This is a genomic window from Brevibacillus reuszeri (genome assembly GCF_002897295.1).
Taxonomy (GTDB): Bacteria; Bacillota; Bacilli; order Brevibacillales; family Brevibacillaceae; genus Brevibacillus; species Brevibacillus reuszeri_A.
In genome coordinates this window covers 247,284-270,180 of the sequence record NZ_BEXF01000004.1, presented here as the reverse complement: position 1 = coordinate 270,180, position 22,897 = coordinate 247,284, and the positions used below count along the sequence as shown (strand labels likewise).

Here is a 22,897-nt window from a genome sequence, read left to right as displayed (position 1 = left end):
GTCATGATGAAGAGGTTTTCTATGATCTATCCCTTTTTTCTAGCGCTTGTTTTGATGCTACTGTCCGCCTGTTCACAGCAATCTTCACAACCGAGCTCAGCGACACCGACGCCTGAATCCACTCCTCCTGCCACCGCTTCTAAGGAAGCCAAGGAGATCGTGCTTGCTACCACCACCAGTACACAAGACTCCGGACTTCTGGATAGCCTCCTTCCCGTCTTCGAGCAAAAGACCGGCATCAAAGTGAAGGTCGTAGCTGTCGGCACTGGACAAGCTATTAAATTGGGCGAAGACGGCAATGCCGACGTACTGCTGGTGCACGCTCGCAAATCCGAGGATGAATTCATGGAAAAGGGTTTGGGAATCAACGCCTACGATGTCATGTACAACCAGTTTTACATCGTTGGTCCTTCTGATGATCCTGCTGGATTGAAGCAAGCGAAAACAGCAAAGGAAGCGATGGAAAAAATAGCAGCGAGCAAGTCTAGCTTCGTCTCTCGCGGAGATGATTCTGGAACAGATAAAAAAGAGAAAAGCATCTGGAAGGAAGCAGGTATCACACCTGAGGGCAGCTGGTATCTATCCTCCGGGCAAGGAATGGGCGAAACCTTGCAAATGGCAGATGAAAAGAAAGCGTATACCTTGACGGACGAGGCAACCTTCTTGTCTCGCAAGCTCGGTCTTCAAATTGTCATGCAGGGAGACAAGTCTCTTTTGAATCCATACGGTATCATTCAGGTCAAATCTTCCTCCAAACAAGAGGAAGGCATGCAATTGATTCAATTTTTCACAGGCGAAGAAGGTCAAAAGCTCATTGGCGAATTCGGACAAGCCACCTATGGAAAAGGTCTGTTCGTACCTGATGCAAAAAAACGATAGGAGTTTTTGACGATGATGTTTACCCCTGACGTATGGGAGGTCATCTGGCTCTCCTTGCAGGTTACGACTACTTCCGTACTGATCGGAATGCTCATCGGCATCCCGGCAGGTGCCTTTCTCGGATTGTATTCTTTTTCAGGGAAGCGTTTGATAGTCATCCTGATTTACACATGCATGGGCCTGCCACCTGTTTTAGTAGGCGTAGTAGTCTATCTGCTTCTCTCGCGCTATGGTCCACTTGGCTCATTGGATCTTTTGTTCAGTGCAGAGGCCATGATTATTGCGCAAGTGATACTGGTAACCCCTATTATCACTGGATTGACAATGGCCGGCGTACAGGCAAAAGAAAACGCCTACTGGGAAACAGCCAAGAGCCTCGGGGCAAGCCCGTTTCAACTGATGGTCACCATCATCAAGGAGGCTCGCGGCGGGATCTGGTCTGGTATTGCTGCCGCTTATGGACGCGCAATTTCTGAGGTCGGCGCCGTCATGCTGGTCGGCGGCAATATTGAGCACCACACCCGGGTCATGACAACCGCGATTATTCTGGAGACGAGAACAGGTAATTTCTCTGGCGGCCTACAGATGGGTTTTGTTCTCTTGGCCATCAGCTTTTTGTTCAACAGCTTTATGATGGTCGGAATGCTAAACCAGATGAAAGCAAAGAAAAGGTGATCGGATGAATCAGTTGGAGCTGCAAAATATCGCGGTAACGTATGATGAACGCACCATTTTGGACGTAGACCATATCTCATTTGAACGAGGAAAAATGTACGGGATTGTAGGTCCTAGCGGAGCTGGTAAAAGCACACTGCTGAGGGTCATTAACTTGTTAGAGAAACCGAGGCGGGGCAGCATGGGTTTCTTCGGAACGCAGGTAGAGCTGGCGTCCCTGACTCATGCAAAAGGATTGTCCATTCAACGTCAGATGGGCTATGTCGCGCAAAAGCCTTCGATGTTTCACGCTTCTGTTTTTGACAATGTTGCGTTGGGACTTCGCTATCGCAAATTGGATCGGTCACAGATTCAAGCTCTTGTCCACGAAGCTTTGCAGTACGTTGAGCTGTCGCATCTGGCAAATCAAAGAGCAAATACGCTCTCTGGTGGAGAGGCTCAGCGAATCGCTCTTGCCAGGGCACTGGTTTATGAACCGGCCCTGCTCCTTCTTGACGAGCCGACCGCCAGCCTCGACCCATCCAACATCAAAATTTTTGAGCGGGTCATTCAATTGATTAACCAGAAAAAGAAGACTACTATTCTTATGATTACGCATAATTTGCCACAAGCAAGACGACTTGCAGAAGTTTGCCTGTTTTTATTTCACGGACGAATCGTGGAGTACAGTGAAACGGACACGTTTTTTAGCCGACCCGCGTGCCATGAGCTTCAGGATTTTGTCTCCGGCCGTATGATCTGTTGAAAGCAGAAAGGAGCTACCCATGGATTTTTCCTCCCGCTACTCTAGGCAAATTCGTTTCGCTCCCATCGGTAAGCACGGTCAAGAGCAGCTAGCTCAAAAAAAGGTGGCAATCGTTGGTGCAGGTGCATTAGGGACAGTTCTCGCTAATCATATGGTACGAGCAGGAGTTGGATATATCCGCATCATTGACAGAGACTTCGTCGAAGAAAGCAATTTGCAAAGACAGATGCTCTATGATGAAGAGGATGCCCAGCAGCATCTGCCGAAAGCAATGGCAGCTGCCACAAAGCTTACAGCCATTAACTCCTCGGTAATCGTCGAAGGAATCGTAGCTGATGTACATGCGGGCAATGCCGAAGCCTTGCTTGCTGATGCAGATGTCATTCTGGATGGCTCTGACAATTTCCAGATTCGCTATATTATGAATGACGTGGCAGTCAAGCATCAAATCCCATGGGTATACGGCGGTGCGGTCAGCTCCCGAGGGATGTTTGCCGTAATCAGACCAGGAGCTACTCCTTGTTTTCGCTGCCTCTTCCCACACGCTCCTACAGGAAGGGGAGAAACTTGCGATACAGTAGGTGTCATCGGACCGCTTGTCTATGTTATCGCTTCGTACCAAGCCACAGAAGCGCTCAAGCTGATGGTAGGAGCTACGGATCAGCTTAATCCGCATCTTGAGCAAATCGATTTGTGGCAAAACGATTTTGATTCACTCCCTATCAGTCAGGGGAAAAATCCAAGCTGCCCAGCCTGCGGACAGCAACAGTTCGAGTACCTCGATCTTCGTGAAACTGAAGCAGAGGAGTTCGTCACCCTATGTGGTCGGGATACAGTACAAATCACTCCTGCTAAGCACTATACCGTCGATTTCACCGCGCTTGCGCAGCGCTTCTCCGCTCTGGGGAAAGTGGAACAAAACCGATTCCTGCTGCGTTTTTATGTAGACGGCTACACCCTCGTCTTTTTTGCAGATGGACGTGTGCTCATACAAGGGACTCATGATACAGCTGCTGCCCGGACACTTTATGCGAAATATGTTGGGCACTAGGTCGCTCGTGGCAAAAAGGGCAATCCGCTAAAAACGGACTGCCCTTTTCCTATTCATCGTCTACACAATTACTTCATTTCATTGATTTCTGCACGAATTTTTTCTACGAACTCGTCTACAGTCATTGCACCTTCGTCGCCTACACCGCGTCTGCGCACAGACAGGGTGCCGTCCGCCATCTCTTTTTCCCCGATGACGAGCATGTACGGGATTTTTTGCACTTGCGCTTCGCGGATTTTGTAGCCAATTTTTTCATTGCGCGCATCCAGCTCGACACGGATACCCGCTGCTGACAGCTTCGCTTTTACTTCTTTTGCATATGGCACGTGAACTTCGCTGATGTTCATCAGGCGTGCCTGAATTGGAGTCAGCCATGTTGGGAACGCACCCGCATAGTGCTCAATCAGAATACCGATGAAACGCTCCATGGAACCATACATCGCACGGTGCAATACAACCGGACGGTGTTTTTCATTGTCTTGACCCACATAAGTCAGGTCGAACTTCTCTGGCATTTGGAAGTCAAGCTGAATGGTTCCGCATTGGTGACGGCGTTTCAGCGCATCGGTGATTTGGAAGTCGATTTTCGGTCCGTAGAACGCACCGTCGCCTTCTTTGATCTCATAAGGCATTTCCAAGTGCTCCAATACCTTTTTCAGGGAGCTTTCCGCAGTTTCCCACAGCTCATCGGAGCCCATGGAATCCTCTGGACGAGTCGAGAGAGCTACGCTGTATTCAAAACCGAATACATTGTAGATCTTGTCGATCAGTTGGATCATGCCCTTGATCTCTTCCTCGATCTGATCAGGACGAACAAATACGTGCGCGTCATCCTGGCAGAAAGTCCGAACACGAAGCATACCGTTCAATGCGCCGGAATACTCGTGACGGTGTACCTGACCAAATTCGGAATAGCGGATTGGCAGGTCGCGGTAGGAGTGCATCGCATTTTTGTAAATGAGCATGTGTCCTGGGCAGTTCATCGGCTTCAGTGCGTAAGTCGCGTTGTCTACCTCAGAGAAATACATGTTTTCTTTGTAGTGGTCCCAGTGACCAGATTCTTTCCAGAGACGCTCGTTCATGAGGAACGGGGATCGTACCTCTGTGTACTCCGCAAGCTGTTGCAGTCGGCGGGAGAATTGCTCCAGCTCGTTGCGAACAGTGAAGCCGTTTGGCAGGTAGAAAGGCATGCCAGGTGCTTCCTCGGAGAACATGAACAGCTCCAGCTCTTTACCCAATTTGCGGTGGTCGCGCTTTTTCGCTTCTTCGATGAAGTGCAGATATTCATCCATCTCCGCTTTTTTCGGCCAAGCTGTTCCGTATACGCGTTGGAGTACTTGGTTTTCTGATTTTCCACGCCAGTAGGCACCAGCCACGCTCATCAATTTGAATGCCTTGATGAAGCCAGTAGATGGCAAGTGCGGTCCGCGACAGAGGTCAAAGAATTCACCTTGCTCATAAAGAGTGATAGTGGAATCCTCAGGCAGGTCACGAATCAGCTCTAGTTTCAGGTGATCGTTCAGACCTTGGAAAATCTCGGTTGCTTCCGCGCGGCTTACAACTTTACGGCGAATCGGCAAATCTTCTTTTACGATTTTTTCCATTTCCGCTTCAATTTTGCCGAGGTCATCAGGCGAGAGAGAAACAGGAATGTCCATATCGTAGTAGAAGCCGTCCTCAATTACAGGACCGATACCGAATTTGACTTCACTGCCGTAGATGCGTTTAACCGCTTGAGCCAGTAAGTGAGCTGTACTGTGACGATATACTTCCAGTCCGTCAGCTGAATCGAGCGTAACGATTTCAATCGCCGCATCTTCTTCCAAAGGGGTATACAGATCTACTACTTTGCCGTCTTTTTTACCGGCTACTGCTTTTTTCTTCAGGCTTGCGCTAATCGAGCCTGCAATCTCTTCGATGGTGATCCCAGCATCATACTGACGTACTGCGCCATCTGGGAAAGTTACATTAATTTGTGCCACCTTGGATTCTTCCTTCCTGTTTATTGATTTTGAGAAAATAAAAAAACACTCATCCCCAAAAAGGGACGAGTGTTTTCTCGCGGTACCACCCTAGTTCAAGTCTGCTTTAAAAGGTAAGGTCGACAAAAAGCATCGCCTGAAAGCAAACTCCTCAAGTCATTGTAACGGTATTTAACCGGCTAGCCGATAGTAAAAGCAAAGTATGCTTCGTTCCCGACTGCTACTCGAAGGTGGTAGATCCATATGGGTGCGCAGCGAGCTTCCAGCCTAGGCCCGCCTCTCTATAGCGACCTGCATATTGTCCATGTCCTTCTCATCGTATTTGTAGGCATGTAAAGTTTTGTTGTTGCTATTATAGTTTAGTCGGATTGTGCACGTCAAGTACACGTCTTTGCGCCAAACAGAGCCCACAGGAATGACAGGTGGTAAGCCGGCTGTCAAAAATGCTTCGGATCGTTTGAGCCAGCCCCGGCTTTTCCGCTGCCATGTGCAAAACAATGCTCTCAGGTGCAAGTGTAACCAAAGCGCTGACCAAATAGTCCTCATCCCGACATTTTTGCTCGTCCATGCTCAGTACCGCATCCAGCTGGTCGAGCCAAAGTCGATCCCCATTTTTATCATAAAGGTGGAAAGGTTTGTCCACACTAGGAATGACGTGAACGACTTCCTGTTTGGTTTCCTGAACAGCAATGAAATAACGGAGGAGCTCCACGAACTCCTGGTATTGCTTGTCTTCCAAGTATTCGTCGATGCCAGCCTCCACGAGTTCAAACAGCTCATTCCAATGCTCTTGCAAACGAAACCGAACGAATCCGAGTACGTTAATCGACCGTTCGTGCTCGAGGTAATTAAACGCTTTGCGGTATACATTAGCCTTGCGTGTTGTTGCCGTCAACAAATCCCGCCCATAGAGGTCATCTTCCTGGCACATACGCTGAATGTATGGAAAAATTTCGATCCACTCTTCTTCAATCTGCTCGGCTTGCAACAAGTCTGCTGCGATTTCCTCGAGGATTTCCGGGTCTTTTACCCGAATCACCCATTCAGCCAATGTGAGCGCTACAAAAGCTCTCGCCCATTCAATCGTCTGCGCATCATACTCCTGTTCGCACCAGCTTTGAAAGAAAAACAGGTGGTAGCCATCCTGCTCTTGCTCCTTGTATGTAATGCGCACTGGCGCCGTGTTGACCCGTTCCGTCATCTCGTTTACGATGGCGCGATACGTGCCACAATGCGCAGGGACATTCTCCAGCAATACGCGAAACGTCTGCATATCCATCCCCCCAACCGCAATTGTAGTTACAGTATATGTCCCGTTAGGAGCGATATACTTTTAAACGGTTGGAAACTACGGGAAGGTTGCAGAAAGTCATCAGATCAAGCGTTTGTTAAAATCATACATTCAAAAAAACACGCCTCTCCGCCACATTTTCCACCTATTACAGGCGCGGAAACATGACAGAAAAGCGTGCTCCTAAAACTTTAATTAGTTTTGCATGACAAAATCTCTCTCCGCCATCTCGCCGTCTTTAAATACGCGCAGGATGTCGTACTGAGTGTTGCGCTGTGCAGGGATTTTGCCTGCTCCGCGAATCAGCTCGAGAATTTGGTTTGTATTTACTTTGTGCGTACACGCTGCTGCGGAAACAACGTTTTCCTCCATCATGGTTTGACCGAAGTCGTTTGCTCCATAAGACAGGGAAAGCTGTCCGTAATGCGGGCCCATCGTTACCCACGAAGATTGGAAGTTTTCTACATTGTCCAGCATTAGTCGACTAATTGCCAGTGTCTTCAGATACTCTTCCGGCGTGTTGTTTACCGCTTTCATGTTGGTATTGTCAGGCTGGAAGGTCCACACAATAAACGCTTTAAAGCCGTTTGTTTCATCCTGTGCTTCGCGAATGCGCATCAAGGACAGTACGCGCTCTTCCATTTCCTCACCAAAGCCGATTACCATGGTAGCTGTACCAGGCAGGCCCGCGCGGTGTGCCGCTTTTTGCGTGTCAATCCACTCCGTCCAAGAGCCTTTCAGACGCGAAATTTTCCGGCGAGTGCGATCATCCAGAATTTCTCCGCCAGCACCTGGCAACGAATCCAGTCCTGCTGCTTTCAGTTCCCGCAGAACGTCCTCGACGGTCATGTTGGAAACCTCTGCGATTTTGATTACTTCCGCAACCGACAGAGAGTGCATGGTAATGTGCGGGAAACGTTCTTTAATCGCACGCAGCAGATCGGTGTAGTAATCCAGCTTCAGGTTTGGATTGGTTCCGCCCTGCATCAGGATTTCCGTTCCGCCTACATCTACTGTCTCCTGAATTTTTTGGAAAATGGTCTCTCTCGGGAGAACATATCCTTCTGGAGAACCAGGGGCTCGGTAAAAAGCACAAAAGCGGCAATACGTGTCACAAACGTTTGTGTAGTTCACGTTGCGGCTAATCACAAATGTTGCGATCGGATCAGGATGATGCTTTAGCATCACTTGGTTTGCATAATGCCCAATTTTTTCAATATCATTGCTTGCGAACAAGGCCAGGCCATCCTCTAGGCCCAAGCGCTCACCTTTCAAGGCACGTTCCAGTATGTTGTCGATCATAAGGATCACTCCTTGTACCATACGTAAATTCCACTCCACATGATATCACAATCCAAACACCCCGGCTATACCACAGGTGTCCGCCGAAGCCATCCCCAAACAAAAACAGCCCTGCTGCTGGCAAGGGCTGTCTGTTTATTCCAATGTCTTTTCTATTCGAATCCGATCGACTCATACACTTCTGGTTCCCAATAGATTACGGTTTGAGCGAGCGGCAGATTTGTTTCCCGTGCTCCATTTGGCTGTCCGTTGAAGTAAATAATTTCCGTCACGGATACACGATCTCCGCGAACGTCAATTTCCCCTGATAGCTGCAAGCTGGTCCCGTCTGGCGCATAGTAAACGACTTTCCCCGATCCCAATGTCTTCATGGGTTCCTCCCAATGCTGTTTGTCCTATTTTTCTATACTAATGGATAATCTTTCCTAGCGTCAATAAAAAACGAAGGACTAAACGACCACAATTTGACAACCGTACCAATCCTATTTACATTCATTCCCGTTTGCCTCTGAATAAAAACCGGGACAAAATTACCATTTTCACAAATTTTCAAGCATGTAACCCAACCTAGGCGGCAACCGTATCTGTTATTGTCGTTACTTACTTCATGAAAGATTTTTTGCAGCATCTGGGTGCCATCTGTCGGTCTTTGTTTGGACAAAGAGGCATAACCTAACTACAGAAACCCGAATCTTTCCTGTATAATCGAATACGAGAGGAAACGTCGTAAGGAGATGCTCATGCTCGAACAAATAACGCAACTTTTCATGAATTACGGAATATGGGGACTTTTTGGCATGGCATTTTTGGACTCGTTCATAAGTCCAATTCCACCTTTTTTTATGCAAATTGCGATGAGTCTGATCGATCCTGGATCTGCACTCCGATATGCTACAGTTGCCTTCACTGCTTCAATACTCGGTGCGCCAATCGGTTACATGCTGGGAAAATGGCTGGGAAAACCACTTTTGCAAAAGCTGCTCCCAGAAAAATGGGTTGTGCTGGCAACGGAGAAGTTTGCAAAAAACGGGGATGCCGCCGTCTTAATTGGCGCTTTTACCCCCATTCCCTTCAAGGTATTTACCGTGCTTAGCGGTGTATTCAACTACTCGCTAACCAAACTGATGTTTTTCGCCATCGTGGGACGAGGCCTGAAATTTTTCCTCATCGGGACGCTGTTTCATTTCTATGGAAAACACGCCAAGGTGCTTTTGGATGACTATTTGGAGGTAACACTGCTTGGAGTAGCCGCTCTTGTTGCTGTCGCCTGGTTCATTTGGAACAAGCGGCGAAAACGCTACGCAATGAGATAAAGGGACAAAAAAGCGCTCAAGCCCGCTGTAATCTCGGCAATGAGCGCTTTTCGTTTTTATTCAGAAAAAAAGAAGAGAAGCTAACGCACTGTGGTTGAATTCAGGCTCTCCCATGCTTCGACAGAAACTGGTTGATACTCCATCAGCTCGTTGAAAAAGTGAACATCGAGAAGCGAATCTTCCTGAACACCTCGCTTCTGCTTCGTTTGCAAATGCTTGTTTGCATAGAGCCGGGCAAGAATGTATTTGCGCACGTTGCCTTGGTTCACCGCCTGATCCTCAGCTTCATTTACAATACAGCTAAGTGTATATATATCGACCATGTGATCAGCAAGAGCCTTGAGCTTATAGCTTAAATAATCCGGCGATTGGCGCATCAGGTAGGCGATATTTTCTTCCAGTACAGTGAGCTCAGCTAGCACGAGCTGCGCAAACGGCTTCGATAATTCGTAGCTCCAGCCAGCGGCGCGCTCCCGAATCTTTTGAATAAAGACGTGATGGGCGTTCTCTTTTTGCATTACGCGCAAAAGGTCCAACGCCAAAATATTGGAGGTCCCCTCCCAAACAGTCAGAACTTGGGCATCCCGCAGCAAGCGAGGAGTCACATATTCCTCGATGAAGCCGTTCCCTCCATGAATTTCGATGGCGGTGTGCGCTGCCTCGACCGCCTCCTCCCCTGTACGATATTTCAGTATGGGGATGAGCAGCCGTGCAAATGCTATATCTTCCTTTTTTACTTCGGCGGATTGCAAGCGATCATAAACCTGAAGCATATCAAAAATGGCTCCACTGCTAACCTCGACATCCAGCAAAAGCTCGATGAGCATTTGTCTCACCATTGGATACTGATCAATCGGATTGCCAAATGCACTCCGCTCATGCGCATAATACTGTGCCTCGTACAATGCCCTGCGCATAATCCCAATAGATGCGACTGCATTGCAGATACGGGATAAATTCAATGCCTCTGCCATGTACTTGAAGCCATTCTCAGGCTGTCCAATCAGGTAGCCCTCTGCTCCTTCCAGAAGTACCTCGGCTGATGGCACCGCATTGACACCGAGCTTATCCTTCAGGCGGCGGACTTGAATCTGGTTTTTCTCCCCATTCGGCTTGATCCATGGTACGAGAAAAAGTCCCAGCCCTTTTGTTCCGGGCTTGTCAGCGTCGATTCTCGCAAGCACAGTCGCTACCATCGCACCTGCGTTGCTCGCGAAAAATTTTTCACCCGTCAGTTGGTAAACTCCTGGACGCTCCTCAACTGCTTGCGCCACCGTTACATTTGCCCCGACATCTGATCCGCCCTGTCGCTCCGTCAGCCATGTAGCTCCCTCATACAAGCGAGTGCGATCACTTGTGGTCAGACCCGATAAATATTGCTGCTTCTGCTCCTCATCCCCATAGCGATCAATCAGATAAGCTGCTGACATCGTCAGGGTCACTGGGCAATAAAAGCCCGGCTCGGTCTGACTTACCAAATACCCCATCAGAAAGGAGTACGTATACGGTACGGTTGTGCCCAGCTCAGGAACAGGATGATAGAGATGACTCACGATCCCCGCCCCATATATATGGGCGACGGTCTCTTTGTAGCCTTCATTCGTAATGATCTCGGAAACGTCTTCGCCAAGCCGGTTGTATTTGCGCAAGCGCGGCTTTCCCTCACGATCGGTAAAAGCTGCCCGTTCATCCATCGGACCTGTAACATAGGCGCCCAGCTCGGTTAGCTGGCTTTTTGCCCATTCGTGCATCGCGGTTGGCAAATAACGTGTAAGTAAGTACTCCAGATTCGGATCGGCTGTGTAAAAATTTTGCTCATTGGCCATTCTTGGGTGAGGGATATTGTCGCTGTACGTCTTACGGTCAATTTTAGACTGCAGACTGCTCATATCTACTCCACTCCCTGAAATGAATATGACTCGCGCAAGCTATGCTTCAGCACCTTTCCACTAGAGTTGCGTGGCAATGCCGGAAGAACCACTACCTGGCGCGGCAGCTTGTAATCAGCCAGGCGCCCTCCCAAAAAGCTGCGAACCTCCTGGCTCCAATCCTGTCCAGGCTCCGCTTCTGCTCGCAAAACGACATACGCCGTAATCGTTTCACCCCACTCCGGATGCGGCAAGCCAACAACCGCCACCTCCAAAATCGCAGGATGACGCTCCAGCAAAAGCTCGATTTCCTTTGGGTAAACGTTGATTCCGCCTGTGATCATGACATCTTTTTTGCGATCTATAATCCACAAAAATCCATCCTCATCCACACGCCCAATATCCCCTGTATAAATCCAGCCGTCTCGCAGTGTCTCAGCAGTCGCTTCAGAATTATTGTAGTAGCCCTTCATCGTTCCTTCTCCGCGCACACGGATTTCGCCCGCTTCACCGGCAGCAGTCTGTGCTCCGCGTTCATCTACTACTTCGATTTCTGCAAACAGTACTCCACGATTGCCGATGCTTCCTACTTTTTCGGGGTATTCGCGATGGAACAGACAAGTTCCCGTAGGTCCAGCCTCTGTTAATCCATAGACACACGTCAGCTTGTCACGTCCATAGGCCTGCTCCATATGTGCAGCCATTTCTTTGGACAGGGGAGCACCTCCATAAATCCAGAACTCCACAGAGGAAAGATCGTAGTCGTTGAACGCAGGGTGTTTCATCGTCAATAAATAGGCGACAGGTGCCCCAAAGAAATGTGTGATTTGGTGCTTTTGGACGAGAGACAGCAGCAATTCGGGTGAAAAAGTGAGAGCGGTGACTTGGGTTGCCCCTAGCATCAGAGCTGGGATAAAGAAGAGGTGTAGCGGTGCAGAATGACTCAGTGGCATAAGCTGCAAAACCCGCGAACGGTGCGTCATTCCCATTTCAATCGACATCATTTTGGCAACTGTCAGCAGGCTGCGATGGGAAAACAAAACACCCTTTGGACGGCCCGTTGTACCAGACGTATACAAAATGCTGACATCGCTGTCTTCACTCGCCCAGTTTGCTTCAGGGTCGATACCATGAGCAGCCAGCTGATCGGGAATGCTATCATCCAACTCCCAATCCGCCGTTCCTGCCCAATTCCCCTGACTTTTTCCCGTTTTAATCGCCACGAGCTTTCCATTCTCCTCGACTAGCTCGTTAACGGCCGGGACCAGTGCTTCATGGACGACCAGTGCTTTTGCCTCGGCGTTCGCACAAATAAAACGAACCTCCTCCTCGGTCGATCGAGCATTGATCGGGACCACTATTGCACCAGAGCGAATGACGGCCATGTACATAAAGGCAAATTCCAGACAGTTTGGCATCATCACAACTACGCGATCACCAGGCGCAACGCCTTGTTCACGCAAATGGCAAGCCCAGCCGTTGGATACATGATTCCACCTGGAGTAGCTCACTTCTTCGTCTCCCGCAATTAACGCTGGCTTATTCGGAAATTTGCGTCCATTTGCTGCTAGTAGCGCTGCTACATTCATCCGTCATCCTCCTAGTCTCTTCAAGCAATTTTTGTTCAAAGCTTTGCTTGTAGACGAGAATGTCTTCTCTTAGCTGCATGAGCTCGCTGATCTTCTCGTCAATCTCCGCCAGCTTCTGATTCCCATACTCAATCGTACGCATTAGCTGTTTGCGGCCAGTGCGGTCTTCTGCAAACAATTCGATCATCTCGCGGATTTGATCCAGTGAGAAGCCAAAGCGCTTGCCGCGTAGAATCAGTCGCAGCCTTGCTCGGTCCCCACGGCTGTAAAATCTGATCCCCCGCTCAGTTCGACCAGGCAAAATCAAGCCTAGCTCTTCGTAATAGCGTATTGTTCTGGTGCTGACATCCAATTCGTGAGCAAGAGCAGAGATGGGCCATGATTCTTGTCTACCACGATCTTCTCTGGTCATGTTTTGGAGGTCCTCCTGAAATATTTAGTAAAAATTCAGAAATAACTGATTATACATATTTTACCTTTCGTTTACGTTAACGTCAACTAACCCTTCCTTCCACGGAAAAATTTACTCAGTCAATCACCCATCTGCGGGTCGCCCATATATTGTAATTGTGAGTTTTACGAGGAGGTGAAGCAATGGCCGTCATCAAAGCAAACGCAAATGACGTGGCACTACTTGCACGGTTACTGCGTGCAGAGGCTGAAGGAGAAGGCGAGCTTGGCATGCTTATGGTGGGAAACGTCGGCGTGAACCGGATTCTCGGCAATTGTCTGGACTTTAAAAATATCCGTTCGATGAGCGACATGGTTTATCAATCGCCTGGGGGATATGAATCCGTCCAAAAGCCGTACTTTTATCAGCGTGCACGTGATCGAGAAAAACGTCTAGCCAAGCGTGCCATTAATGGAGAACGAACACATCCCGCTTCGAATGCCTTGTGGTTTTACCGTCCGACAGGCAATTGCCCTGCTACCTGGTGGGATCAGCAAAACTCTGGTCGCTATAAAGCACACTGCTTCTTCGTACCAAAAGCATCAGAATGCCCACGCGTTTACTAGTAAGGATAGATAAAGGAGCGAGTTCATCATGAGTCAACAAATGCCGTACCCATCTTACCAACAATACGGGTATGATATGTACCAATCCACACAATTTCCAATGGGAATGCCTCAACAGCAGCAGCCATTTGGAATGCCTCAACAACAACAGCCGCAATTGGTACCGATGCAGCCAAGCGGCGCCTGGATTCCGGGCACGCCCATCACGCCAGGTCAACTCGTAGAGGAATCGTATATCGAGAACATTTTGCGTTTGAATCGCGGTAAGGTAATCACTGTATACCAAACCTTTGAAAACAACAGCCAATGGAACGCTAAAATCTTCCGTGGCGTTCTGGAAACGGCTGGACGCGACCATATCATTTTGAGCGATCCTCAAACAGGAAAACGTTATCTGCTTCTCATGGTTAATACGGACTATATTACAGCAGATGAGGAATTGAACTACATTCCCCCCACCCTCCCACAAGGTATTCGCTAAATACCGCTTGCAGGCAGCCTTTCTTCTCTTTCCTTTGAAGAATGGCTGCCTCTTTTGTGTGTCCTGATCTTTGTTATAATAGAGAGCACGAATATAAAAGCGGATAAAGGATGACGAGCGTTGGCATTCGGGATAACTAGAGAAGAATTGAACAAGTGGAAGCAGGCGGTAATCCGGGAAGAGATCGCTTTTTTGACGCATTACTGGCTCGATCCACGCTTCCCAGGGGTAAAAACAGTCACAAAGGTAGGCTGCGCGAATCGTCAACGCTTAACGGAATGGTGCCTCGTACATGGACTGAATCCCGTCTACATTCATGACCGCCCTCCTTTCCCCCATTTTGATCTGCTTGGTCCTCGGCAAAAGGAGATTTTGCAACTGGAAGGACAGTGGGATCAGTTAGAACGCTTTGGCTTACTTGACAGGTAGAGAGTAAATCTCTACGTGAATGAAAAAAGACTGCCCATCGGCAGCCTATTTTCGTTTTTTCTCCTGATTGTATCCACGCTCACCATAAGGAGCGAGTTTTTCTAGCCATTTGTCTTCCAATTTTTCTAGCTCATCCGCCTCATCAAAGAAAGGCACATCTTTTTTCTCCAATACCTCAAGCACCTCAAATTCAAATGCTTCCGGCCCAAATTCATTCCACTCTTTTTGCAAGGCACGGTTTGTATGCGAGCCATGCTGCAGCATGAATTTTTTTCCGTTCATGGTCTTTAGGTTACGGCTGCTCGTGACAAAGATTTTCTCGTTCTTCGTATTTTTTATTTGATAGACGCCTGCTTCCGTCTTCACTTCTTTATACATCTGCTTCAGCTCTTGTTTTCGATTCATCGGTGCTACCTCCTGTTCCTCACTTCGTTCCTGCTCGTTCACCCAATATTGGCTGCCATCCGGCTTTCTATCTAGCAATGCATAATCGATTAAATATCTGCGCAACGTAACATGATCCGCATAAATGGCTTCAAGAATGGCATTTACTTCTTTTTCATTATAAAAGCGCTCAGGGTCGAATCGCTCGGCAATTTGCCTCAAAACAAACAGTCGATGCTTATGCTTGCGTGGAAAACTAGCCAATGGACCGTCTGTTCCTTCCGGGAAGTACTTGCTTGCAAGCACTGCCGCTTCCTTTTCCTCCATTGCTGCGGATGAGTCTGGAAGTTCCTTCGACGCCTTACTGCTTTTTACTCCTGATGATGCTGAGAAGGAGGTTTGTTTATCTGGTTCTCGAAGCAGCTCCATCATGACCAGAAACACCTTTGCTTGACGTTCCTTTTCTTTTAAGGCAAAACGGTGATTTCGGATCGTGGATGCACTTCCGATCCCCATTTCAGCCTGTACTTCGCTATCATTTTTTCCTTGGTAAAACAAACGCAAGAGACTCGTTTGATGATCGGACAAGCCTGTCAATCGCTTATCAAGCCTGCTCAGGTGATCAAAAACGGAACCATGCTCCGTCTCGATATGATGCCGCATAAAACGACCAGCATCGTATAATAACTCATCTACTGGATATATGATCCCTTTTTCTACTGTTTGCCCACACAACAGGCACAGATAGTCATGTTCTTTTTCAAGATAGCCGTGTTTCAGCTCTTCTACGGTTGCACTCCAGAACTGTTCATTCACATTCATTTTACAAACACAACCTTCATTCGTTTGTTTAATTATAGATATTTTATCATCACATCTATTTTTAGTCAAACAAAAAAGCCCCCTGTCTATAATCGTATAGACAAAAAGAGCTTTTTGTTTATCTTTCGTTCGCTTGTAATACCAGGCTTTTTTCTGCCATCTCTCTCAGAAACTCCCGACGATCTCCCTTCCAAAAACGGCCGGCCGTCGCTTCCCTTCGCTGACGATAGCGAATCGCGAGCCGATTGACTAAACGATTGATCTCCAGATGCTGCCCTTCATCCATCGTAAATCGTACAGCGTATTCGTAGTAATCCTGCTCCCACGAAGTAGTACGCACGACATGCCCGTACATTTTTAATGGCTGCCCACACATCTCTGTCTCGAATTGAAGCACCAGCTGATCGTTTGCAGGCATTTTTAAATGGGAGAGAAAACGCAGGCCACCTGCTCCTATATCTTCAATCAAAACTGTCGCACTTCCAATTTCCATTGTCTTCCCTTTTACCAGTACAATAGTCATTTCGGCGCAGAGGGCGTGCTCCAGCTTCAGTCGAAAATATTCTCGTTGTTGTCCCTCTGTTACGACAGTCAATTTTGCTCACCTTCCTAAAATAAAGACGCCGGACTAAGGGCGCCTTTATTTATTTTTTCTGCTTCTGATAATGCATTTCCTTCAAGGTTACATTGGAATTTTCCCATAGCTCTCTTTGGTCATGCTCGATCGAGTCATTCCGATCCAGTCGGAAGAGGAGTTTGACGAGAAACCAAACAATCAAGAGAAACCCAAAAAAGATCACGAGCGTTAAATAGATCATACTTGTAACCCCCTCCCTTTTTCTTACATGATATGGGAGGGAACGAAAAAAGATTACCAATTGTGGCAAAAATGTGACGTTTTATAATAGCGCTATCATTTTAGAAAGGAGTGGTGCTTCTCGGTTTTTCACTCACGAAGAACAGTCTGTCCAGCTTTGGGACCGCCTCGACTTCATCAATGTCAACCAGCCCATACGAATACAGCTTGCGGAAGCCTACCGCCCCCATCACCAGTGATGAGAAATCGGAAATATCCATCGCAACACTTACATCCGCCTCTCCATCCTCTACCAGCTGCGGACGCCCCTCACTGAATCGGATGAGCCAGCTTCCGGCATTCTCAGGCAAAAATGAATCTCGAATGAACAAGCGCAGCGTCACCTGCTCCGTCCCAAAGGATGGCTGAGTAAGCTTGGAGAAAAAGCCTGGCACATCAATGACGCGATACATCAGTCCGACTCCAGATACGTTGCTCTCATGATAAACACTTGGGAGGAGGTTGTCCGTGCCGTTACCAGGATCGGATAAGAGGACGTGAAAATCTTCGTCTGCAGTAGTCAGAACGATTCGCTGAATTTGATCCGCCTGAGAGTGCAAAAAGGAGAGCATTTGGCCGAGTGCTTCACGCGACTCATACAGAAACTCTTTGACCACCAGATCATTGAAAATCCGGTTTTCCTCGTGAGCTCGCTGGAATTGGAAGGCGAGGTAGCCACCGAGTCGACCTTCGTTTTTATAGCCCACGGTCACTAGCTCCGGCTGCTCCAGAAACTTCTTCAGCTCTTGATCGGTTTTTCTGATCATTCCGTGTGTTTGCCGGACAATACGATGATAGCAGGCTAACATTTCTTCTCTATTTTCCATACCTAAGTAAATGATTTTGTCTTTGCTACTAAATGGCAAGCTGGAGGGCTTTATCCGGTATTGATTGATTTTGGTTCCCACCCCGAAGCCCATCTGCTTGTAAAAATCGACGCGGAACGGATAAAGCGAGACAAGGCTGACTCCACGCTCCCGATAGCTACCGAGGAAGCCTTCCAGCATCGTTTTTGCCACCTTTTCTTTTTTATGCAGAAGATCTACCGCCACCATACCGATTCCACCGGTAAGCATTTGGGTTCCGTGTACGTTCATAGACAGATCATGCCACTTCATAATGCCAATCAGCTGGTCATTTCGGTAACACCCGTGAAAGCTGACGTTTGGATCGTTTTCCAGAGTGTCTTTCACACGCTCACTAAAACGCTGGGCATTCTCTGATGCCAAGAGATTGCTGCCTGGATACGCCATAGCTGTAATTCTGACAACCTCGCTGACTTCCTCAATTGTAACGGGGCGAATCTCTTCCATCGATCATTGCACTCCTGTCTGTTGAAATAGGGGAATACCACAATCTACTTACAGAAAATAGTAACGAATCAGAGCACATTTAGGCAATAAGAAATTTGTATTTTTTGGTAATATATGTATGTAACGTGGCGGATTTAGGCTTAATGGATGTCTTTTATTTAGGCAACTGGTAGATTTCAGCAGGCGTGGCTGCGGTCCATTGCTCTACCGATAAGGACGGATGGCTGTTAATATACGCTTGGACCATTCGGTAGCCCTCGCTGTAACCAAAGGCCAGGGGCAGCTCGTCGCCACCAAACATGATTCTTTGCATGAATGGGTAATTTGTCGAGTGGAGATTTTGTTCGATGATTTTTCGGTTTCCCTCTTGTTCCTCCCCGTAAACTGGCAGGCTTGTTGCGCCAGGATAAAGCATGCTTTGAAAAGCTACTGCCTTCCCTTCAAACACAAGATAATCCAATAAGGTCAATGGCTTTGATTGATCATAATAGCTGCTCGTCCATGCACTATGGTGATATTCGTGGGCCACAGTGCTGGCAAGCTCCTCCATGTCTTTGTACAGATACTGGTTGTACAGAATAAGAATTTTGCCTGAACCAACTGTATATGCCGCTGACGTTTCGATCAAATCTGTAGGCAAGACACATAAATTTGTTATCGGCGGTCCCTGTAGGTGGGCTTGCGACTTGATTAACGCGTCTTTGATCGTTTTCGTAGCATCGGGGTTATCCAGTAGCTCTATCGCTTTTTCCAGTCGGTTAAAATTCGTAGGCGGATTCTCCCGAATGCTCTGGATGATGCCGATGTATTCACCCTTGTCGAAGCAAACGCTCCAAACGGGTTGAAAGACGGTTTCATCATACAGGCTCGGAAGATTCGCTGCCTGATTTTCATTTGCTTTCGTTATGTAGTTTTTTAGCGCATTCTGAAGCCGGATCATATGAAATTCTTGCCTTTGGCCATCCCCATCGATTGTAAAGCTATCTGTGACAAAAGGAGAGTTATTGGCCACTTCTACCGGCTTATCGCTCGAGCATGAAATACACAACATGGCTACAGTCACTAGGAGGATGGATGATGTCCATCGCTTCATAAAAAGCCTACAGTTACTCATTTGGATCACCTCTATCTCTTGTACGATGAACCGCCGAGTAAGTTGCTTTCATTTCCTGCATTGATAAATTTCCCCATATACAAAAAAGCGCCAGCCATGAGCCGACGCTTTTTTTCTAGTTCTCTCTTGCAGGCTGTCTCTGTGCTTTGGCGATGAGCAGCGACAAAAAGAACGTACATACAGCCAAGACAAGTGAGCCAATAAACACGATATGTACACCCGATGCGAGAACATCTCTGATTTGCAAGAGCTGTTCAGCAGGCACACCTCCCGTTTCAAAAGATGCCCCAAGGTTTTCATGCCCACTCCCTACAGTCACCAGGTTGAACATCATCCCGAATACGGCAGCGCCAAAGGTTTGGCTAAACGTACCAGTAAACGTATTGAGCGCCACTGCTGTTCCTCGTTTGTCTACGGCTACAGAAGCCTGGATTTTCACCATGACAATCGGACTGATCAGACCCATGCCTAAACCGATCAAGCCAACCGCCAAGTAGATGAGAAAGCCAGCCGAATGTGACCCTAACAAGGTGAGCAGTACGCCTGCAACCGTCAGGACAGCTGTTCCCGTAGTAATTAACTGCTCGGCACGCAGCTTGCCCAGTAAATTACCAGACAGGACTGCACCGATCGTCCAGCATACCGGCATCGGCATAAGAACAAAGCCTGCCATCGTCGCGCTTTCTCCCAAAACACCTTGACTCCAAATCGGCAAGTACACTACCATACTGATCACAATCCCGTTTGTTAACAGAGTAAGCAAGTTAATCAGCATCACGTTTCGATTGGTCAAAAGCGAGAGCGGGATAAGCGGCTCAGGCGATTTTTTCTCGACAGATACGAAAATCAAGAAGGTAACCAGTGCAAACACGATCAAGGAAATCGTAACCGGACTTAGCCAAGACTGATTCTGGCTGCCAGTCAACAGCGCATACAACAACGCAATCGTACCTACTGTAAAAATAAATGCACCTGGATAATCAATATGGCGCTTCGCTTTAACAGCCAGCTTTTCTTTATACAGCATCACAATCATAAAAAACGATACGAGCCCAAATGGCAGGTTAAGAAGGAAAATATAGCGCCAGGTCAGCGTATCGACCAGAAATCCTCCGACCAATGGACCTGCAACCCCTGAAAGCCCCCAAACCGCGCTAATCCATCCTTGGGCTTTCGCTCTTGCTGTTTGCTCCGTATACAAATCGCCGATAATCGTCATCGTAATCGGCATTACTGCCCCTGCACCGAGTCCCTGAATGGCCCGGTACACAATCAGCTGCTCCATGGACATCGCTACACCACAGAGGGTAGATCCTACCAGAAAGATTCCAATCCCCGCCAAAAAAACATTTTTGCGACCGAACAAATCAGCCAGCTTTCCGTAGATCGGAGCAGATACTGCAGTAGCCAGCATGTAAATCGCATACACCCAGCTTACTTGCTCAAATCCCAGTAAATCACTCGTAATGCGTGGCACAGCCGTACTCACGATTGTTCCTTCCATAGCGGCCAGGAAGGTCGAGAGCATCAGCGCCATCATAATTTTTCCCCTCATCTTGCTCTCCTCTCTAGCTCTTCCAAGATCACGATCAAAAAAAGCATTGTCATAGTATACCACACAATTTCTTTTGCTTGGTGCTTTTGTCTGTTTAGAAAGCACCGCGATGAACGGCAAAGCGGTAATCGCACTCAGATACAAAAAGCCTCTGCTTGTCCGATGCCAAGCGAGGCCTTCTGCTCTTTTTGTTCAATCGAGTCCAGCTAATCTTTTTATGGCCATAAACACTTGCTCATAGTAATGTGCCTCATGCGGAACGAAATCAGCCTGCGCCACTTTGCACTTCGTGTCAGTAGCTTTTCCCTTCTCATCCACCAAAAAGCCAGCTGCCGTAACCTCTGTCAGCTCTCCGGCAAAAAGCTTCTCCAACGGTGCAAGTCGCACCCACAGTAAACCAGTGACTTCTTCCTTTTGTAATACATAATCATCTAAAGGCTGCTCGCACACAAACACAAACGTATGACACATTTCTTTATCGATAATTCCCGGCGAGCTCATCACATCACGAATCATCCCGATCTTGCTGAGCTGCTCAAATCGCACCGACAATCCTAGCTCCTCGTAAAGCTCGCGAACTCCCTCACTCGGCTGTTCGGATGCGAGCAAATGTCCCGCTGAAGTGATATCGAGTAAATTCGGACAAGTGTCCTTTTGCGGATGCCTTTTCTGGAACAGAACTTCTACCCGCCCTTCGACAACCCGATAAATCCAGCAATGAAAGGTTTGATGCCACAGACCCAGGCGATGCACCTCGCTGCGCGCCTTGACTCCGATGTGCTGCCCAGCTTCATCGAAGATATCCAGCTGTTCTTCCTGCATGAACTCATTCCACCTTATACCAGCATCTCTTGCTCGCTTACATCTTTACATTCCTGATTCAGGTGGAATTCTCCTCCCAACAAAAAGAAGTTCCTTCGCTAGGCAACAAAATGCTTTTGCTCCTTCCAAAGCTTTTCCAGTACCATCGCAATCAAGACACCGACCAACAGACCGTTCCCCGCGATGTACTGTACAACTGTTGGCAAGCCCTGAAACATATCTGGTGGCAGAAACATGATCGACAGCCCTAATAACAGCGTCACTCCTAAAATGGTCAGCCTTCTTTCTGTCAATGCTTCCCGCAAAATGGCTCGTACACCCAGCCCGACCATGGGTACAAAAGCCGCCAGCTCAACCGCGTATGCCACAGGTGCAGGCAAGGTGGTCAACAAGCCGATAGCCACTGGAATGAACGACAGGCAAACCATAATCAGACCGCCAATCAGAAAGGGACGCAATCTGCTTTGCCCAGTCACACTGACGAAGCCTGCACTACCCCCTAAAGGGACAATGCCTACTGATGAAAAAACGGAAGACAACAAATGAGTAAACCCGCCTGCTAACGCACCGCGAGAAAAGCGCTTGGGATCTTCCTTTTGGCTCTCGCCGATCGCCTGCTCCATCGACTCTGTTGCGGCAAGTGTACTCGAGAGCAGCATCAATACTAGCGGTAGCACCGCGACAGCCATTCCTAAATCAAATTGGGGAGGACCCCAGGCAAACATTTGTGGGAGACGAAACCAGCTAGCATCCGAGATAGCAGCGCCGCCCATGCCCATACAGGAAAATACCAGCCATCCGGCTATAATACCGATGAGTATCGCATAGCTCCTCCACCAGTTTTTGCCCCAGGTTGAAAGGCAGAAAACGAGAACAAAGACGCCAACAGCTACCAGTCCGGCCAATGCCCGATCACCTGTTAGCGGTCCTCCCCCTGCTCCGAGCATTCCTTTAATAAAAACACCACCGAGCTGAAAGGAGAGCAGAAGGAGAAACGAGCCTGTCACCAGTGGCGTAAACCAGCTTGCAAAGCGATGGGCGATACCGCTTACTGCAAACAGCATAAGCCCCGCGACCAGCATTCCGCCCTCCAATACGCGCAGTGTAGACGACAAATCATCCCCTTGGCGCAGTGCCATATCCCCCAAAATGACAAAAACACTCAGCCAGATGCCCGCCGGACCATCTGCTATCGGTAAGCGATGCCCCACCAGACCTTGCAGAACAGTGGAAGCACCAGCGATCAGGAAGGTTCGTTGCATCAAGCTCGCAATCTCATCCATGGGTAAATGGTATAAGCCTCCAATGACAATCGGGATCGGGATCGAATAGACGAGCAAGTAAACAAACCATTGCAACGCTCCGAGTGTCTCATTCCATCCCGAAATCTGTGCGTTTTTCCGCATGCG

23 protein-coding genes are annotated in these 22,897 nt (G+C 48.2%); 8 read left to right on the top strand and 15 right to left on the bottom strand.

The window, feature by feature from the left end:
* Window positions 1–21 precede the first annotated feature (21 nt).
* Genes C3B52_RS08935 through C3B52_RS08920 form a run of 4 tightly spaced genes read left to right on the top strand, consistent with a single transcriptional unit; the run spans window position 22 to window position 3,350 of the window.
* On the top strand, window positions 22–879 hold the full coding sequence (locus tag C3B52_RS08935; RefSeq protein ID WP_235615644.1) for a substrate-binding domain-containing protein: 858 nt from the start codon (window positions 22–24) through the stop codon (window positions 877–879).
* 12 nt (window positions 880–891) lie between these two features.
* Window positions 892–1,554, top strand: a complete 663-nt coding sequence (locus C3B52_RS08930; RefSeq protein ID WP_103105729.1) for an ABC transporter permease — start codon at window positions 892–894, stop codon at window positions 1,552–1,554.
* A 4-nt stretch (window positions 1,555–1,558) separates the two neighbouring features.
* Window positions 1,559–2,299 (top strand): ABC transporter ATP-binding protein, encoded by a 741-nt coding sequence (locus C3B52_RS08925; RefSeq protein WP_103105728.1) that lies wholly within the window; start codon window positions 1,559–1,561, stop codon window positions 2,297–2,299.
* Window positions 2,300–2,318: 19 nt separating this feature from the next.
* Window positions 2,319–3,350, top strand: coding sequence for a ThiF family adenylyltransferase (locus C3B52_RS08920; protein WP_103105727.1), 1,032 nt, complete (start codon window positions 2,319–2,321; stop codon window positions 3,348–3,350).
* A gap of 68 nt (window positions 3,351–3,418) precedes the next feature.
* Here the strand turns inward: C3B52_RS08920 and thrS are convergent, their stop codons facing one another.
* From thrS to C3B52_RS08900, 4 genes are all read right to left on the bottom strand, one after another.
* Window positions 3,419–5,332 carry a threonine--tRNA ligase gene (thrS, locus tag C3B52_RS08915; protein ID WP_103105726.1) on the bottom strand — a complete coding sequence of 638 codons (1,914 nt, stop codon included), beginning with the start codon at window positions 5,330–5,332 and terminating at the stop codon, window positions 3,419–3,421.
* Window positions 5,333–5,684: 352 nt separating this feature from the next.
* The gene (gene ytxC, locus C3B52_RS08910; protein WP_103105725.1) at window positions 5,685–6,605 is read right to left on the bottom strand and encodes a putative sporulation protein YtxC; all 921 of its coding nucleotides are present in this window, start codon (window positions 6,603–6,605) and stop codon (window positions 5,685–5,687) included.
* 213 nt (window positions 6,606–6,818) lie between these two features.
* The gene (gene mqnC, locus C3B52_RS08905; RefSeq protein ID WP_103105724.1) at window positions 6,819–7,925 is read right to left on the bottom strand and encodes a cyclic dehypoxanthinyl futalosine synthase; all 1,107 of its coding nucleotides are present in this window, start codon (window positions 7,923–7,925) and stop codon (window positions 6,819–6,821) included.
* Window positions 7,926–8,077: 152 nt separating this feature from the next.
* On the bottom strand, window positions 8,078–8,296 hold the full coding sequence (locus C3B52_RS08900) for a hypothetical protein (RefSeq protein WP_049737657.1): 219 nt from the start codon (window positions 8,294–8,296) through the stop codon (window positions 8,078–8,080).
* 369 nt (window positions 8,297–8,665) lie between these two features.
* Between C3B52_RS08900 and C3B52_RS08895 the strand changes: the two genes are divergently transcribed.
* Window positions 8,666–9,238 (top strand): YqaA family protein, encoded by a 573-nt coding sequence (locus C3B52_RS08895; RefSeq protein ID WP_103105723.1) that lies wholly within the window; start codon window positions 8,666–8,668, stop codon window positions 9,236–9,238.
* An 80-nt stretch (window positions 9,239–9,318) separates the two neighbouring features.
* Here the strand turns inward: C3B52_RS08895 and C3B52_RS08890 are convergent, their stop codons facing one another.
* The 3 genes from C3B52_RS08890 to C3B52_RS08880 are packed head-to-tail and all read right to left on the bottom strand — an operon-like array spanning window position 9,319 to window position 13,107.
* On the bottom strand, window positions 9,319–11,127 hold the full coding sequence (locus C3B52_RS08890) for an acyl-CoA dehydrogenase family protein (protein ID WP_103105722.1): 1,809 nt from the start codon (window positions 11,125–11,127) through the stop codon (window positions 9,319–9,321).
* A gap of 2 nt (window positions 11,128–11,129) precedes the next feature.
* Window positions 11,130–12,695, bottom strand: coding sequence for a class I adenylate-forming enzyme family protein (locus C3B52_RS08885; RefSeq protein ID WP_103105721.1), 1,566 nt, complete (start codon window positions 12,693–12,695; stop codon window positions 11,130–11,132).
* Entirely contained in the window at window positions 12,646–13,107 is a 462-nt protein-coding gene (locus C3B52_RS08880) for a MerR family transcriptional regulator (protein WP_103105720.1), read from the bottom strand. Before C3B52_RS08880 ends, C3B52_RS08885 begins: the two co-directional genes overlap by 50 nt.
* Window positions 13,108–13,289: 182 nt before the next feature.
* Here C3B52_RS08880 and C3B52_RS08875 point away from each other — a divergent pair, with 182 nt between their 5' ends.
* From C3B52_RS08875 to C3B52_RS08865, 3 genes are all read left to right on the top strand, one after another.
* Complete coding sequence (locus tag C3B52_RS08875; RefSeq protein WP_103105719.1) at window positions 13,290–13,712, top strand: cell wall hydrolase; 423 nt, start codon at window positions 13,290–13,292, stop codon at window positions 13,710–13,712.
* Between the two features lie 28 nt (window positions 13,713–13,740).
* Complete coding sequence (gene gerQ, locus C3B52_RS08870; protein ID WP_103105718.1) at window positions 13,741–14,193, top strand: spore coat protein GerQ; 453 nt, start codon at window positions 13,741–13,743, stop codon at window positions 14,191–14,193.
* A gap of 120 nt (window positions 14,194–14,313) precedes the next feature.
* Window positions 14,314–14,622 carry a hypothetical protein gene (locus C3B52_RS08865; protein WP_103105717.1) on the top strand — a complete coding sequence of 103 codons (309 nt, stop codon included), beginning with the start codon at window positions 14,314–14,316 and terminating at the stop codon, window positions 14,620–14,622.
* Between the two features lie 45 nt (window positions 14,623–14,667).
* Here C3B52_RS08865 and C3B52_RS08860 read toward each other — a convergent pair whose 3' ends face one another.
* From C3B52_RS08860 to C3B52_RS08830, 8 genes are all read right to left on the bottom strand, one after another.
* Window positions 14,668–15,828: a DUF2087 domain-containing protein gene (locus tag C3B52_RS08860; RefSeq protein WP_103105716.1), complete on the bottom strand. Its 1,161-nt coding sequence runs from the start codon at window positions 15,826–15,828 to the stop codon at window positions 14,668–14,670.
* Between the two features lie 118 nt (window positions 15,829–15,946).
* On the bottom strand, window positions 15,947–16,423 hold the full coding sequence (locus C3B52_RS08855) for a PilZ domain-containing protein (protein WP_103105715.1): 477 nt from the start codon (window positions 16,421–16,423) through the stop codon (window positions 15,947–15,949).
* Between the two features lie 49 nt (window positions 16,424–16,472).
* On the bottom strand, window positions 16,473–16,646 hold the full coding sequence (locus C3B52_RS36345) for a hypothetical protein (protein ID WP_164684727.1): 174 nt from the start codon (window positions 16,644–16,646) through the stop codon (window positions 16,473–16,475).
* Window positions 16,647–16,746: 100 nt separating this feature from the next.
* Window positions 16,747–17,997 carry a GNAT family N-acetyltransferase gene (locus C3B52_RS08850; RefSeq protein ID WP_103105714.1) on the bottom strand — a complete coding sequence of 417 codons (1,251 nt, stop codon included), beginning with the start codon at window positions 17,995–17,997 and terminating at the stop codon, window positions 16,747–16,749.
* 154 nt (window positions 17,998–18,151) lie between these two features.
* Window positions 18,152–19,090: a DUF2268 domain-containing putative Zn-dependent protease gene (locus C3B52_RS08845; protein ID WP_164684726.1), complete on the bottom strand. Its 939-nt coding sequence runs from the start codon at window positions 19,088–19,090 to the stop codon at window positions 18,152–18,154.
* Between the two features lie 136 nt (window positions 19,091–19,226).
* Window positions 19,227–20,666 carry an MDR family MFS transporter gene (locus tag C3B52_RS08840; protein WP_103105856.1) on the bottom strand — a complete coding sequence of 480 codons (1,440 nt, stop codon included), beginning with the start codon at window positions 20,664–20,666 and terminating at the stop codon, window positions 19,227–19,229.
* Window positions 20,667–20,858: 192 nt separating this feature from the next.
* Window positions 20,859–21,488 carry an NUDIX hydrolase gene (locus tag C3B52_RS08835; RefSeq protein WP_103105712.1) on the bottom strand — a complete coding sequence of 210 codons (630 nt, stop codon included), beginning with the start codon at window positions 21,486–21,488 and terminating at the stop codon, window positions 20,859–20,861.
* A 98-nt stretch (window positions 21,489–21,586) separates the two neighbouring features.
* Entirely contained in the window at window positions 21,587–22,894 is a 1,308-nt protein-coding gene (locus C3B52_RS08830; RefSeq protein ID WP_103105711.1) for a purine/pyrimidine permease, read from the bottom strand.
* Between the last annotated feature and the right edge of the window lie 3 nt (window positions 22,895–22,897).

What these genes read in the sequence shown, in the direction of transcription:
- C3B52_RS08920 (WP_103105727.1), top strand. Translation starts at nt 2,319, where the DNA reads ATGGATTTTTCCTCCCGCTACTCTAGGCAAATTCGTTTCGCTCCCATC.
- C3B52_RS08930 (WP_103105729.1), top strand. Translation starts at nt 892, where the DNA reads ATGATGTTTACCCCTGACGTATGGGAGGTCATCTGGCTCTCCTTGCAG.
- C3B52_RS08895 (WP_103105723.1), top strand. Translation starts at nt 8,666, where the DNA reads ATGCTCGAACAAATAACGCAACTTTTCATGAATTACGGAATATGGGGA.
- C3B52_RS36345 (WP_164684727.1), bottom strand. Translation starts at nt 16,646, where the DNA reads ATGATCTATTTAACGCTCGTGATCTTTTTTGGGTTTCTCTTGATTGTT.
- C3B52_RS08845 (WP_164684726.1), bottom strand. Translation starts at nt 19,090, where the DNA reads ATGAAGCGATGGACATCATCCATCCTCCTAGTGACTGTAGCCATGTTG.
- gerQ (WP_103105718.1), top strand. Translation starts at nt 13,741, where the DNA reads ATGAGTCAACAAATGCCGTACCCATCTTACCAACAATACGGGTATGAT.
- C3B52_RS08875 (WP_103105719.1), top strand. Translation starts at nt 13,290, where the DNA reads ATGGCCGTCATCAAAGCAAACGCAAATGACGTGGCACTACTTGCACGG.
- C3B52_RS08835 (WP_103105712.1), bottom strand. Translation starts at nt 21,488, where the DNA reads ATGCAGGAAGAACAGCTGGATATCTTCGATGAAGCTGGGCAGCACATC.
- C3B52_RS08935 (WP_235615644.1), top strand. Translation starts at nt 22, where the DNA reads ATGATCTATCCCTTTTTTCTAGCGCTTGTTTTGATGCTACTGTCCGCC.
- C3B52_RS08850 (WP_103105714.1), bottom strand. Translation starts at nt 17,997, where the DNA reads ATGGAAGAGATTCGCCCCGTTACAATTGAGGAAGTCAGCGAGGTTGTC.
- C3B52_RS08925 (WP_103105728.1), top strand. Translation starts at nt 1,559, where the DNA reads ATGAATCAGTTGGAGCTGCAAAATATCGCGGTAACGTATGATGAACGC.
- C3B52_RS08860 (WP_103105716.1), bottom strand. Translation starts at nt 15,828, where the DNA reads ATGAATGTGAATGAACAGTTCTGGAGTGCAACCGTAGAAGAGCTGAAA.
- C3B52_RS08890 (WP_103105722.1), bottom strand. Translation starts at nt 11,127, where the DNA reads ATGAGCAGTCTGCAGTCTAAAATTGACCGTAAGACGTACAGCGACAAT.
- C3B52_RS08885 (WP_103105721.1), bottom strand. Translation starts at nt 12,695, where the DNA reads ATGAATGTAGCAGCGCTACTAGCAGCAAATGGACGCAAATTTCCGAAT.
- ytxC (WP_103105725.1), bottom strand. Translation starts at nt 6,605, where the DNA reads ATGCAGACGTTTCGCGTATTGCTGGAGAATGTCCCTGCGCATTGTGGC.
- C3B52_RS08830 (WP_103105711.1), bottom strand. Translation starts at nt 22,894, where the DNA reads ATGCGGAAAAACGCACAGATTTCGGGATGGAATGAGACACTCGGAGCG.
- C3B52_RS08840 (WP_103105856.1), bottom strand. Translation starts at nt 20,666, where the DNA reads ATGAGGGGAAAAATTATGATGGCGCTGATGCTCTCGACCTTCCTGGCC.
- mqnC (WP_103105724.1), bottom strand. Translation starts at nt 7,925, where the DNA reads ATGATCGACAACATACTGGAACGTGCCTTGAAAGGTGAGCGCTTGGGC.
- C3B52_RS08900 (WP_049737657.1), bottom strand. Translation starts at nt 8,296, where the DNA reads ATGAAGACATTGGGATCGGGGAAAGTCGTTTACTATGCGCCAGACGGG.
- C3B52_RS08880 (WP_103105720.1), bottom strand. Translation starts at nt 13,107, where the DNA reads ATGACCAGAGAAGATCGTGGTAGACAAGAATCATGGCCCATCTCTGCT.